Source organism: Pseudomonas sp. 300 (assembly GCF_055803035.1).
The window spans coordinates 588,664-601,309 of sequence record NZ_JAVLRV010000001.1 but is presented as its reverse complement, the minus strand read 5'-3'; the positions used below and the strand labels follow the sequence as shown (position 1 = coordinate 601,309).

The following is a 12,646-nucleotide window of genomic DNA, read 5'->3' as shown; positions in this document are numbered from 1 at the left end:
TTTTTTTTTGAGCCCGATTCGCTTATTTCAGCGTAACCGTGCCTTTCATCATCGAGATGTGGCCCGGGAACGAGCAGAAGAAGCCGTATTTCTCGGCAGCATCAAGCTTCGACACATCGAAAGTCACCGAATCGGTTTCCTTGGCACCGATGATTTTGGTGTGAGCGATAATGCGCGCATCACCTTCCTTCAGGTAGTTCTTGTCGATACCGGCAGCCAGGCCATCAGTGGCAATCGGCTGCATGTCAGCTTCTTTGCTCAGCACCCAGTTATGGCCCATCACATTTTTCGGCAGGCTGCCGGAATGGGTCAGTTCAACGGTGAAGGTTTTGCAGCTTTTGTCGATTTCAATGGCCTTGGTGTTGAAGGACATTTGGTCGGTGGAGTCGATGGTTGTCTTGCACTCGGCAGCCATCAATTGACTGCTGGCCAGTGTCAGCAGGGATACCGCAACAAGTTTGGCAAACATGGTGAATCTCCAAGGCAGGGTTAACAAAAGTGCGAATGGACAGAAGACTGCCTGAAAACTTCGCAAGTTCCTATGACCTGAATCAAAAATTGTATACAACTTTAGAGCTATGACACCTATCGAAACAATCTACCAGCCAGACGTCTAGGTCGGCCCTATCATCAGGTCGTCATCACTTATCCGGAGCGTCTGTCATGTCCATCAACAGCTTTTTGTGCAGTTTGCTCGCCGCTTACGCCTGTGGCGCCAGTGGCACCTGTGAAACGTCCCAACGCGCAGTTTAGACCTTGGAGCGCCGCGCCTCTGCCTTTACTCTGTGGCCATCCTGACCATGGAGTAAGGCATGTCTTTAGCATCCGTTTGTGTATTTTGCGGTGCCAGCACCGGCACCAACCCGGCTTATCGTGAAGCGGCTGTCGCCCTCGGGCGAGCATTGGCCGAGCGCAAGCTGACCCTGGTCTATGGCGGCGGCGCCGTCGGGTTGATGGGGATTGTGGCCGACGCCGCACTGGCGGCCGGCGGTGAGGTGATCGGGATCATCCCGCAAAGCCTCAAGGACAAGGAAATCGGCCACAGCGGCCTCACGCGCCTGGAAGTGGTCGACGGCATGCATGCGCGCAAGGCGCGGATGGCCGAGCTCAGTGACGCGTTCATCGCTCTGCCCGGTGGCCTGGGCACTCTGGAAGAACTGTTCGAAGTCTGGACCTGGGGTCAGCTCGGCTACCACGGTAAACCGCTGGGACTGCTGGAAGTGAACGGCTTCTATAGCAAATTGACCGGTTTTCTTGATCATATCGTCGGCGAAGGCTTCGTTCGTGAAGCACACCGTGACATGCTGCAAGTGAGCGAATCGCCGCAAAACCTGCTCGATGCCCTGGACGCCTGGCAGCCAACAGTAGTGCCAAAGTGGACAGAGCAAAAACCCAGCTAACGGCTCGGCACCGATACAGGGCAGAATATGCGCCGCTCAACCTCACCTTCGACCCCAGAGGATCGCCCATGGCTAAACCTAATTATTCCTTCGCCAAACGTCAGAGAGACTTGGCCAAGGAGCAGAAGAAAGAGGAAAAGCTTCAGCGCAAGAAAGCTACAGCTGAAGAAGAAGCCGCCGCACTGAACCCGGAAGCAGAGGGTGAAGTGGCCGCAGAAAGTGATGTTGAAGCACCGAAAGATCAGGCGCCCGACGCCTGAGACCCTCAGGGCCCGATGATCTGATCAGGCCCACCGGATCTGTGTCCAGGGTCAGCAGCGATGTTGCTGACCCTCACAGACCAGTCTGAAATACCTCCATCCCGAAAGAACTGCACATCCGCTTACTCCTACTGGGGATCTGCGTTACTCCAGTGGCATCACGGTGACCCGGACTTCGGGATCGTGATTTCCGCCCCCCAGTATGACCCCACGCAACGGCGAAACATCCGAAAAATCCCGGCCCCAGGCCAAGGTGATGTGCTCCAGCGCCGGCTGCACATTGTTGGTCGGATCGAAATCCACCCAACCCAATACCGGGCAAAACACTGAAACCCAGGCGTGCGATGCATCGGCACCGATCAGCCGTGGCTGGCCCGGTGGTGGCTGAGTCAGCAGATAGCCGCTGATGTAACGGGCCGCCAACCCACGGGAACGCACGCAAGCGAGCATCAGGTGAGCGAAGTCCTGGCATACCCCGCGCCGGCGCTCCAGCACTTCCACCAGTGGAGTTGCCACTTGAGTGGCTTCGGCATCGAAAGTGAATTCACTGAAGATTTTTTCCATCAGCGCCTGAACGCCGAGCAACAACGGCCGGCCCGCCGGAAAACAGCTTTCCGAGAACTCGACGAAATTGCGCTTCAAATGCACATAGGGCGATTCGAACCGGTAGCGGCACGCTTCGAGCACGTCAGGCGAAAGCGGCTGACTGCTGTAGGTCAGTGCGTTGCGGGTATCTTCCCAGGCCGGCGATTGATTGAAATCCAGCGTTGGCCGGGCCAACACTTCAACGGTAAGGCTGGCATTAACCAGCAACTCATCGTGAGGCCGTTCGAACGCCAGCCGGGTCAGCGGATTGCCGAAGACGTCCAGCTCATCGCGACGTGCCGTCGGGTCAGGGCTGATCTGCAATCGTTGCTGGGTACAACGCTGCCAGGCGCAAGAACGCGGCCACAGGTGCGCCAACTGCTGAGCGAGCGACACCGGGCTGTCGTAGTGATAATGGGTGTCGTGAAAAATCTGGTAATGGGCGCTCATCAGACGGACACCGTACGCTGGCTGACATCATCGACATGGGCGAAATGGCGCAATGCCAAACGATCCGACACCTGCCCGCTCGCGTCGGCAATCTCTTGCAGCAGATCAGCCAGGCCATTGATGGCAGCGCGCACGCTGGCTTCACCAAACAGCGAATTCTCCAGACACCCCAGATCAAAGCGCGCCAGACGCTCCACCAGCAGCGGCAAGCCTGCTTCGCGCGGCACGCCAAAGTCATCGTTCAAGCGTTTAAGGGTACGGGTCACCAGCTTCAACTGGAACAGCACCGCATGAGGGTTCTGCTCGTCGAGGAGCAACAAGTCCAGCACCGGGATCAATTGCGCCACCGCCAGATACCGCGAGCGGTAGGTGATGCTGCTGTTGCCCAGTTCCAGCAGCCATTCCAGTCCGGCCTGATCGAAGGCACCGCTGCCGCGCAGGAACGCCGCCAGGCTACCGCTGAGAAATTGCAGGCGTTCGATCCGTCGACCGATCATCAGGAAGCGCCAGCCTTCGTCCCGGGTCATGTCGTCCAGCGCAAAACCCGACAGCGCCGCCAGCGACATCACCAGACGGTTGAGAAAGTCCAGCAACTCGCCGAAATCCGGTTCTTCGGTTTCCAGTTCAACGGCCTCACGCTGCAACTCCACCAGCGCCTGCCAGTTTTCCCGCGAGAGCTTGCCGCGCACTTGCGACGCAGCCCACTGCAAGCGCTGCAGGTTGGAACGCAGGCTGAACGGCCAATCGTCGCCGAGCAGTGCCGCCAACAACCGTTCAGGCAACTCGCCTTCATCGGGCAGCAATATCAGCCGCTCACCCAGATCGACCGCGGCCTCCAGCGCTTGCGGGTCATCGCCATCGACGTAGCGCGCCAGCATGATCCGCAGCAATCGCGCACTGTCATCGCAGCGCTCGCAGTAACGGCCGAACCAGAACAGGTTTTCCACCACCCGCGACGGCAGATACGGATCGCGCCGCACCAGATCATGCACGCCGATGTTGCGCTGGGCTTTCCATTGTTCACCGCTCGGAGGCCGATCCCCCAGCACCCAAGTGTCCTTGCTCGCGCCGCCGCGTTGCATCGACACCACTTCAGCGTCGGCCTCTGCGGCCACCCGGGTCAAACCGCCGGGCAAAACCCGATACCCGTCGCGACTCGCCACCGCATAAACACGCATGCCGATGGCCCGGGGTTGCAACTGGCCACCCTCGGCCTGCCAGATCGGCGCCTGGGACAATTGCGCCAGTTCTTGCGCCACATAGGCGTAGGGGCGTGCCTGCATGCGCTCAGAGAGACTCTGGCGCTGCTTTTCACTCAAATCACGGCCAAACACCGGCACGAAGCTCTGTGACGGGAACGCTGGCTTGATCAGCAATTCCGGCAATTTTTCCAACGCCTGGGCCAGCACCGGCGCTTCGCCACACCACCACGTGGCGATAGAGGGCAGGATCAGCTCTTCGCCGAACAGGAACTGGTTGATCTTCGGCAAGAAGCCCAACAGTCCCGGCGACTCGAGAACGCCGCTGCCCAGCGCGTTGGCCACCAGCACTCGCCCCTGTCGCACGGCTTCGAGCAGGCCCGGCACACCGAGTGCAGAGTCGGTGCGCAGTTCCAGCGGGTCGCAGAAATCGTCGTCGAGCCGGCGCATGATCGCGTGGACCCGGCGCAGGCCGCTCAAGGTTTTCAGGTAGACCGTGGCATCGCGCACGGTGAGGTCGCCGCCCTCCACCAACGGATAACCAAGCTGTCGCGCCAGATACAAATGTTCAAAATAGCTTTCGTTGAAACGCCCCGGCGTCAGCAGCACCACCAGTGGCACTTCATCGTCGCTCGGCGCCTGACGGGCCAGGGTTTCCTGAAGCGTGCGGAAGAACCCGGCCAGGTGTTGCACCTTCAAATCGCGGTACAACTCGGGAAAGGCCCGGGACACGATCGTGCGGTTTTCCAGGGCGTAACCGGCGCCGGAGGGTGCCTGAGTCCGATCCGCCGTGACCCACCAGCGACCGTCGGGCGTGCGCGCCAGATCCACGGCATACAGATGCAAAAAGGCCCCGTCGGGCGGCGTGATGCCCTGACAGGGCCAGAGGAAGTTGTTGTGACCGAATACCAGCTCGGCAGGCAAAAGACCTTCGGCGATCAGCCGTTGCGGCCCGTACAGATCGGCCAGCACCGCGTTCAGCAGACGCGCCCGTTGGGCAATACCCGCCGACAACTGCTCCCATTCATCAGCGGCGATCACGTGCGGCAGCAGGTCCAGTTCCCACGGTCGGTCCGCGCCCTTGGGGTCGGCGTAGACGTTGTAGGTCAAGCCGTTTTCCTGGATCTGCCGGGTCAGCAGCGCCTGACGCTGCACCAGCTGCGCTGGCGTGCTGCGTTGCAACTGGTCGAACAACCGACGCCAGTGGGGGCGCACGGCGCCACTGTCGTCGAGCAGTTCGTGATAAGTGCCCGCCGTAAGCGGGTAGCGGTCAAGCAGATCAGGCATGGAAAGCTCGGCAGACAGCAAGGAACGGTCAGACTAACGCAGGCTCATGACGCCCGGATATACGAAAAATCCGAGCGTCGTGTACGGTTTAGAAACGTCGCAAATCGAGAGTCATCGGCAGCTCGTCGTTAATTTCCAGAATCGGTATAGGAAGTTTCCCTGGGCTGTGTCCGATGCGGAAGAAACGCGCCATCCTCCGACTCTCGGCTTCATTGGCGTTCACCGGCAAGCTGTCATAGTTGCGCCCGCCCGGATGGGCGACGTGGTACTGACAGCCCCCCAGCGAACGTTGCATCCAGGTGTCGAGCAGGTCGAACACCAACGGCGCGTGGACGGGAATGGTCGGTTGCAGGCAGTTGGCCGGCTGCCAGGCACGAAAGCGTACGCCCGCGACGAATTCGCCAACCCGCCCGGTCGGCTGCAAGGGCACGGGAACGCCATTGCACGTCAGCAAATAACGTTGCGGCGCCAGGCCGGTGAGCTTCACTTGCAAGCGCTCCAGGGACGAATCCACGTAGCGCACCGTGCCGCCAACCGCGCCCTCTTCACCCAGCACATGCCAAGGCTCCAGCGCCTGACGCACTTCCAGCTCGATGCCGCTGACGGCGTAATCGCCAACCTTGGGAAAGCGAAATTCCAGATGCGCCGCGAACCACTCGGCCCGCACCGGATAACCCGAGGCATTGAGGTCCACGATGACGTCGGCGAAATCCTGTTCGATAAAGTGTGGCAACAGGAACCGGTCATGCAGCTCAGTGCCCCAACGTGCCAGTTTCGGCGGCGCGTAAGGCTCGCGCCAGAACCGCGCGACCAGCGCCCTCAACAGCAATTGCTGAGCCAGGCTCATGCGCGCATGGGGCGGCATTTCAAACGCGCGCAGCTCCAGCAAGCCAAGACGCCCCGTCGCGCCGTCGGGCGAATAGAGTTTGTCGATGCAGAACTCGGCGCGATGCGTGTTGCCGGTCACGTCGATCAGCAGGTTGCGCAGCAGCCGGTCGACCAGCCATGGCGCGCATTCCTCGCCAGGTTCAGGCATCTGGGCAAAGGCAATTTCCAGCTCGTACAACGCATCGTTGCGGGCTTCGTCGACGCGCGGCGCCTGGGACGTCGGGCCGATGAACAATCCGGAAAACAGGTAGGACAAGGACGGATGGTTATGCCAGTAACTGATGAGGCTGCGCAGCAAATCCGGACGACGAAGAAAAGGTGAGTCAGCCGGTGTCGCGCCGCCCAGTACGAAATGGTTACCGCCACCGGTGCCGGTGTGCCGGCCGTCGATCATGAATTTTTCGGTGGTCAGCCGAGTCTGGCGCGCTTCTTCGTAGAGAAACTCGGTGCGCTCGACCAACTCATCCCAAGTCGCGGACGGCTGTACGTTGACCTCGATCACGCCAGGATCCGGGGTGATGCGGAAGTTGCTCAGGCGTGGATCGCTCGGCGGCTCATAGCCTTCCAGCAGCACCGGGCAATGCAGTTCCTGAGCGGTGGCCTCGATCGCAGTGACCAGTTCCAGGTAATCCTCGACCCGCTCCAGCGGTGGCATGAACAAGTACAACCGCCCTTCCCGTGCCTCGGCGCAGAACGCAGTGCGCGTCAGCCAATCGGCGGATTCGTCGACTTTCAGATCGCGCTCGACCGCCTCGGCTGCAGCTGCGGGGCTGTTCAACTGTTGAGTGTCTGGAAGCGCCGGGAATTCCTGATTGGGGTCGTTGGGATAGATGAAGGGATACTCGGCGGCTTTCACCCACGGCTGCGAACCCAGTGGCAAGCGATAACCCAGTGGCGAATCCCCCGGTACCAATCGGCAGTGCTCGTCGCGCAGATACCAGCGACCGCTTTGCCACTGATCGCCCTTTGCCGTGCGCGCCAGTGGCAGCACCTGGCCGATCACTTTATCCAGGCCCTGACTGAAGACTTTGCGCAATCGCGCACGCTCCAGCGGCTCTTCCAGACGCGAATCTTCGGCGCTGACGTTCTGCGGCAAAGTGCCTTCGCGCCAGAGGTAATAGAAATTGTCTTCGTAGGCAGGGAACACAAAACGCGTCGGAATTTTCAGGCGTTCAGCGACACTCGCCAGAAAACGCCCGGCCAGTTCGCCATCGGCGCCGTAGTCTTCCTGCTCATCGGCAATCAGCGCGCTGTTGTGCCAGATTGGCACGCCATCGCGGCGCCAGTAGCAATTGAGCGACCAGCGCGGCAGTTGCTCGCCGGGGTACCACTTGCCCTGACCGAAATGCACCAGCCCTTTGGGCGCGTAACGCTTGCGCATGCGCTGGAACAGTTCGGCGGACAGGCGACGCTTGTCCGGCCCGAGCGCCGCAGTGTTCCACTCGGCGCCGTCCGGGTCGTCGATGGAGACGAAGGTCGGCTCGCCGCCCATGGTCAGGCGCACGTCACCTTCCAGCAAGTCGGCATCAATCTGCCGGCCCAGCGCCTGGATCGCCAGCCATTGATCTTCGGTGTAGGGCTTGGTGACGCGCGGCGCCTCCCAAATCCGTTCCACGGACATTTCGTGGGTGAACTCGCACTCGCACGGTTCCACCAAGCCACTGATCGGTGCCGCAGAGCCCGGATCGGGACTACACGCCAACGGAATGTGTCCTTCACCGGCGAACAGCCCTGACGTCGCGTCCAGGCCGATCCAGCCCGCACCGGGCAAATAAACCTCGCACCAGGCGTGCAGGTCAGTGAAGTCCACTTCGGTGCCAGAAGGGCCGTCGAGACTTTTGACATCGGCGGTGAGTTGAATCAGATAGCCGGAGACAAAACGTGCCGCCAGCCCCAGGTTGCGCAGCAGTTGTACCAACAGCCATGCCGAGTCGCGGCAGGAACCGGAGGCGTGCTCAAGGGTGTGCTCGGGCGTCTGCACGCCTGGCTCCATACGGATCAGGTAACCGATGTCTTCGCTCAGGCGCTGATTGAGCGCGACGAGGAAGTCCACACTCGGCAGCGGCGTGCGGTCGATGCCGTCCAGATAGGCCTTGAACTTTGGTGTAAGGGGCAAGGTTTCCAGGTACGGCGCCAGTTCCTTGCGCTCATCCGCAGCGTAAGTGAACGGGATTTTTTCCGCGTAGGGTTCGAGGAAGAAGTCGAACGGATTGAACACTGCCATTTCCGCCAGCAGATCGACTTCGATCCGCAGCTCAGTGGTTTTCTCCGGGAACACCAACCGTGCCAGGTAATTGCCCTGAGGGTCCTGCTGCCAGTTAATGAAATGCTGCTCGGGTGAGACTTTCAGCGCATACGACAGTATCCGCGTACGACTGTGGGCAGCCGGGCGCAGGCGAACAATCTGCGGACCGAGCTCAACGGCGCGGTCGTAGCGGTAATGCGTGACGTGGTGCAATGCGACATGAATCGACACGGCGTGCCTCCTGCGAGCCTGGACGTTATCGAAAGCGGCGCAAGACTTATGCCAGAGCGGCGGTCATTGCGCTTTATCAACAGACGCCGGTGCAGTACAGCACCAAAACGGCGCCGTGGCTGCGGTTATAGTGCGAGGGCTGCACATATTTGTGGCGCACGTGTGAGGGGCGGGTGCTGAATCTAACCAACTAACGGGCTTTGTGCTTTGCAATAAGAGCTTGGCGCAAGTGACGTACTTCAAGCAGTTTCTGGCGCATCTCGCGGTGACGTTTGCTGTTGAGCAGCAATAGCGCCAGCAGTGGGAACAGCAACGTCACAGCATAAATCAGGGGATGCACCTCATATGCAATGGTGGGCAATACCCCTAGAAAACAAAGGGCCAGGAGCACGACCAGAGGCCGCACCCATTGCGGGCGACCGCGTGCGACCATGAAATTGCAGTGCACGACGATGAGGGTCAGCGCGATCCCCCCGAAAAAAGAGTACTTGGCGTTGTCAGCCAACGGAAGGTTTCGAAAATAGCTTTCGAAAAATAAAGGCACCGCAAAGACCAGGGTAAAAATTGACGCGAATATTGCCCCCATGAAGACCGGGAAATACTTCGATAGAAAATTGCGAATGCTGGGCAGCTCATTCATTGCTCAGCCTCCTCGTACAGGCCTACGGCAATGGTGCGGACATTCCCCGAAATTGCACTGCCGGTAAAACCGATAGCGGCGCCCAAGGCGTCTTTTATCTGAGTGACCGTTGCATGCTTGACCTCGGTGGGTGTGAAACGCTTGGGCAATTCACCCGACAATTGCTTCAACTTGATCATCTTCGACGTCAAGCGCGGGTCGTTAATGCTCAATAGTTCTTTGGTCAGTTTGGCACGTTCCTGTCGATTCAACCCCCTGAGCACTTCCCTGACACTTTTCCCGGTCGTGGCCTTATTCATCCTGACCAGTTTGAGCGTTGTCAGCGTGGATGCGCCTACCCCGACCAGGGACGCAGCATCCAGCGCAATCATGGTGTACCGGTACCACTCTTCGCTGTCGAGTTCATCGTTACGGGCAGGGTTGACGATCTCATTGCGGGTCCGATAGCCGCTGGCGAAACACTGTACTGAGCTGGCAGCCGCAGCGGTATAACCGAGCGCAGCGACCACCGTACTTGCCCCTGCCGAAAACGGAATAGCCACGGAGCCACTGAGCACTACGATCCAGCCGATCACTGCACCCACGCACGATAAGCTGGTGTTGACTGCCTCACCAACCAGGCGCGATTCGCGCGGATTGTCCCGCACCTGCTGGGCGAATTGAGCAGGCGCAATGTACTTCTGCGCCTCGCGCAAAATGATTCGCTTGGGCCTGATACTGCATATCGGTTTGAACTCGCGCAGGGTCACTACGTTGAATTCGGCGTCGATGTACACCACGCCCGCGCCGACGATTCCGGGATCGGCGTCGATGGCGGCGAACAGGCGTGGCAGGTTGATCTGGCTGTCGATGCGTTGACGGGCCATGAACTGGGAGGGGCTGAAGTCCATGCCGATACCCGGTAAGGGGTTGCTCATGTGAATCGTCCTTGAAAATCGGGGTGAGATCTTTATTGCCTGTACCGCCTTCAACGCAGGCGAACCCGGCTCCCTCAGGCTGTGGCGTTGTACAGGGAAATCAATTATCCCGGCGAGCCATTTAAGCGAGCATCACCTTAGCAAACGGACCGCACACTCGCTAGAAAACAAAACGCCAGCACTAAGGCTGGCGTTTTGCGATAGGGCGCGCAGATTAACGCGGCACAACCGGCTTGCGCGCAGGCTTGGGTCCCTTGCCTTTGGCCGCATCCTTGCGCTCCTTGGCTGCCTGCTGGTTGCGGGCGAATGCCGCTGCCTTGGCCTGCTCACGCTTGTCCCACGGATTGCCGCCATCGCTGGCGCGCGGTGGCAAACCAGTGTGCTGGGTCAGGATCTTGGTGGTCTTCTCACCCGCGACTTTATGGCTACCGGCTGGCGTCGAGTTCTTGCGACGGGCGCTCTGGTAGCTGTCGGTTGCCGGCTGATGCAGCGGGATCAATTGGTCCTTGCCCGGCCCGATCAGGTCGGCGCGGCCCATGCGGGTCAGCGCTTCACGCAACATCGGCCAGCCTTTCGGGTCGTGATAACGCAAGAACGCCTTGTGCAGACGACGCTGCTCTTCGCTCTTGACGATGGTCACGCTGTCGCTCTTGTAAGTCACCTTGCGCAACGGGTTCTTGCCCGAGTGGTACATCGCGGTGGCGGTGGCCATCGGCGACGGGTAGAACGCCTGCACCTGATCGGCACGGAAGCCATTGCCCTTGAGCCACAGGGCCAGGTTCATCATGTCTTCGTCGGTGGTGCCCGGGTGAGCGGCGATGAAGTACGGAATCAGGTACTGCTCTTTCCCGGCTTCCTTGGTGTACTTCTCGAACATGCGCTTGAACTTGTCATAGCTGCCGATGCCCGGTTTCATCATCTGGTTGAGCGGACCTTCCTCGGTGTGTTCCGGGGCGATCTTCAGGTAACCACCGACGTGGTGGGTCACCAGCTCCTTGACGTATTCCGGCGACTCGACCGCGAGGTCGTAACGCAGGCCGGAAGCGATCAAAATCTTCTTCACGCCCGGCAACGCACGGGCGCTGCGATATAGCTGGATCAGCGACGAGTGATCGGTGTTCAGGTTCGGGCAGATGCCAGGGAACACGCACGATGGCTTGCGGCACGCGGATTCGATTTCCGAGGTCTTGCAGGCGATGCGGTACATGTTCGCGGTCGGGCCGCCGAGGTCGGAAATGACGCCGGTGAAGCCTGGGACCTTGTCGCGGATCTCTTCGATTTCGCGAATGATCGACTCTTCGGAACGGTTCTGGATGATCCGGCCTTCGTGCTCGGTGATCGAGCAGAAGGTGCAGCCGCCGAAGCAGCCACGCATGATGTTCACCGAGAAGCGGATCATGTCGTAGGCAGGGATTTTTTCCTTGCCGTACGCCGGATGCGGGACACGGGCGTAAGGCATGCCGAACACGTAGTCCATTTCATCGGTGGTCATCGGAATCGGCGGCGGGTTGAACCAGACGTCGACTTCGCCATGCTTCTGCACCAGCGCGCGGGCGTTGCCCGGGTTGGTTTCGAGGTGCAACACGCGGTTGGCGTGTGCGTAGAGCACCGCATCGCCACGGACTTTCTCGACCGACGGCAGACGAATCACCGTCTTGTCGCGGGTCATTTTCGGGCTGGCCAGAATCTGCACGACTTTGGCTTCGCTCGGGTCTTCAACCGGGCCCTTTTCCTGCTCGATGGCGCAGGCCTGGGTGTCCTGGGTGTTGACGTACGGGTTGATAATCTTGTCGACCTTGCCCGGACGGTCGATGCGCGTGGAGTCGACTTCGTACCAGTCTTTCGGCGTATCGCGGCGGATGAACGCAGTGCCGCGCACGTCGGTAATGTCTTCGATCTTGTGACCGTAAGACAGGCGCTGAGCGACTTCGACGATCGCACGCTCGGCGTTGCCGTAGAGCAGGATATCGGCACAGGCGTCGATCAGGATCGAGTTGCGTACCCGGTCCTGCCAGTAGTCGTAATGGGCGATGCGGCGCAGGGAAGCTTCGATGCCGCCAAGTACGATCGGCACATTCTTGTAGGCTTCCTTGCAGCGCTGGCTGTACACCAGGCTCGCGCGGTCCGGACGCTTACCCGCCATGCCACCGGGGGTGTAGGCGTCATCGGAACGGATTTTTTTGTCGGCGGTGTAGCGGTTGATCATCGAATCCATGTTGCCGGCCGCGACGCCGAAAAACAGGTTCGGCTCGCCGAGCTTCATGAAATCGTCTTTGGACTGCCAGTTCGGTTGGGCAATGATCCCGACGCGGAAGCCTTGCGACTCCAGCAGCCGGCCGATGATCGCCATGCCGAACGACGGGTGGTCAACGTAGGCATCACCGGTGACGATGATGATGTCGCAGGAATCCCAGCCAAGCTGATCCATCTCCTCCCTGCTCATCGGCAGGAATGGCGCCGGACCGAAACATTCGGCCCAGTACTTGGGATAATCAAATAACGGCTTGGCTGTTTGCATGACGATGACCGGTGTTGAGATGAAAA

The 12,646-nt window shown here is 60.0% G+C and carries 9 protein-coding genes; 2 read left to right on the top strand and 7 right to left on the bottom strand.

The genetic code is table 11. From position 1 onward, the window contains the following. Positions 1-22 precede the first annotated feature (22 nt). On the bottom strand, positions 23-469 hold the full coding sequence (azu, locus tag Q7W83_RS02725; RefSeq protein WP_150632429.1) for an azurin: 447 nt from the start codon (positions 467-469) through the stop codon (positions 23-25). Between the two features lie 343 nt (positions 470-812). Here azu and Q7W83_RS02720 point away from each other — a divergent pair, with 343 nt between their 5' ends. Both Q7W83_RS02720 and Q7W83_RS02715 read left to right on the top strand, forming a co-directional pair. Further along, positions 813-1,400 (top strand): LOG family protein, encoded by a 588-nt coding sequence (locus tag Q7W83_RS02720; protein ID WP_150639578.1) that lies wholly within the window; start codon positions 813-815, stop codon positions 1,398-1,400. A gap of 68 nt (positions 1,401-1,468) precedes the next feature. After that, a complete protein-coding gene (locus Q7W83_RS02715; RefSeq protein ID WP_110660080.1) occupies positions 1,469-1,660 on the top strand; it encodes a hypothetical protein in 192 nt (63 codons plus the stop codon). 144 nt (positions 1,661-1,804) lie between these two features. On the opposite strand, the gene Q7W83_RS02710 is transcribed toward Q7W83_RS02715, so the two are convergent. From Q7W83_RS02710 to Q7W83_RS02685, 6 genes are all read right to left on the bottom strand, one after another. Further along, positions 1,805-2,695, bottom strand: a complete 891-nt coding sequence (locus Q7W83_RS02710) for a transglutaminase family protein (protein ID WP_150639577.1) — start codon at positions 2,693-2,695, stop codon at positions 1,805-1,807. Then, positions 2,695-5,181: a circularly permuted type 2 ATP-grasp protein gene (locus tag Q7W83_RS02705; protein ID WP_473655637.1), complete on the bottom strand. Its 2,487-nt coding sequence runs from the start codon at positions 5,179-5,181 to the stop codon at positions 2,695-2,697. The genes Q7W83_RS02710 and Q7W83_RS02705 overlap by 1 nt, the downstream gene beginning before the upstream one ends. 88 nt (positions 5,182-5,269) lie before the next feature. Further along, on the bottom strand, positions 5,270-8,545 hold the full coding sequence (locus Q7W83_RS02700) for a transglutaminase family protein (protein WP_150654538.1): 3,276 nt from the start codon (positions 8,543-8,545) through the stop codon (positions 5,270-5,272). A 190-nt stretch (positions 8,546-8,735) separates the two neighbouring features. After that, on the bottom strand, positions 8,736-9,185 hold the full coding sequence (locus tag Q7W83_RS02695; RefSeq protein ID WP_150639575.1) for a hypothetical protein: 450 nt from the start codon (positions 9,183-9,185) through the stop codon (positions 8,736-8,738). Beyond that, on the bottom strand, positions 9,182-10,102 hold the full coding sequence (locus Q7W83_RS02690) for an NAD synthetase (RefSeq protein WP_150632423.1): 921 nt from the start codon (positions 10,100-10,102) through the stop codon (positions 9,182-9,184). Before Q7W83_RS02690 ends, Q7W83_RS02695 begins: the two co-directional genes overlap by 4 nt. Positions 10,103-10,316: 214 nt before the next feature. Beyond that, entirely contained in the window at positions 10,317-12,620 is a 2,304-nt protein-coding gene (locus tag Q7W83_RS02685) for a YgiQ family radical SAM protein (RefSeq protein WP_473655793.1), read from the bottom strand. Positions 12,621-12,646 lie beyond the last annotated feature (26 nt).

Excerpts from the sequence above, each read along its gene's own strand:
- Q7W83_RS02695 (WP_150639575.1), bottom strand. The coding sequence starts at position 9,185 with ATGAATGAGCTGCCCAGCATTCGCAATTTTCTATCGAAGTATTTCCCG.
- azu (WP_150632429.1), bottom strand. The coding sequence starts at position 469 with ATGTTTGCCAAACTTGTTGCGGTATCCCTGCTGACACTGGCCAGCAGT.
- Q7W83_RS02690 (WP_150632423.1), bottom strand. The coding sequence starts at position 10,102 with ATGAGCAACCCCTTACCGGGTATCGGCATGGACTTCAGCCCCTCCCAG.
- Q7W83_RS02705 (WP_473655637.1), bottom strand. The coding sequence starts at position 5,181 with ATGCCTGATCTGCTTGACCGCTACCCGCTTACGGCGGGCACTTATCAC.
- Q7W83_RS02720 (WP_150639578.1), top strand. The coding sequence starts at position 813 with ATGTCTTTAGCATCCGTTTGTGTATTTTGCGGTGCCAGCACCGGCACC.
- Q7W83_RS02715 (WP_110660080.1), top strand. The coding sequence starts at position 1,469 with ATGGCTAAACCTAATTATTCCTTCGCCAAACGTCAGAGAGACTTGGCC.
- Q7W83_RS02710 (WP_150639577.1), bottom strand. The coding sequence starts at position 2,695 with ATGAGCGCCCATTACCAGATTTTTCACGACACCCATTATCACTACGAC.
- Q7W83_RS02685 (WP_473655793.1), bottom strand. The coding sequence starts at position 12,620 with ATGCAAACAGCCAAGCCGTTATTTGATTATCCCAAGTACTGGGCCGAA.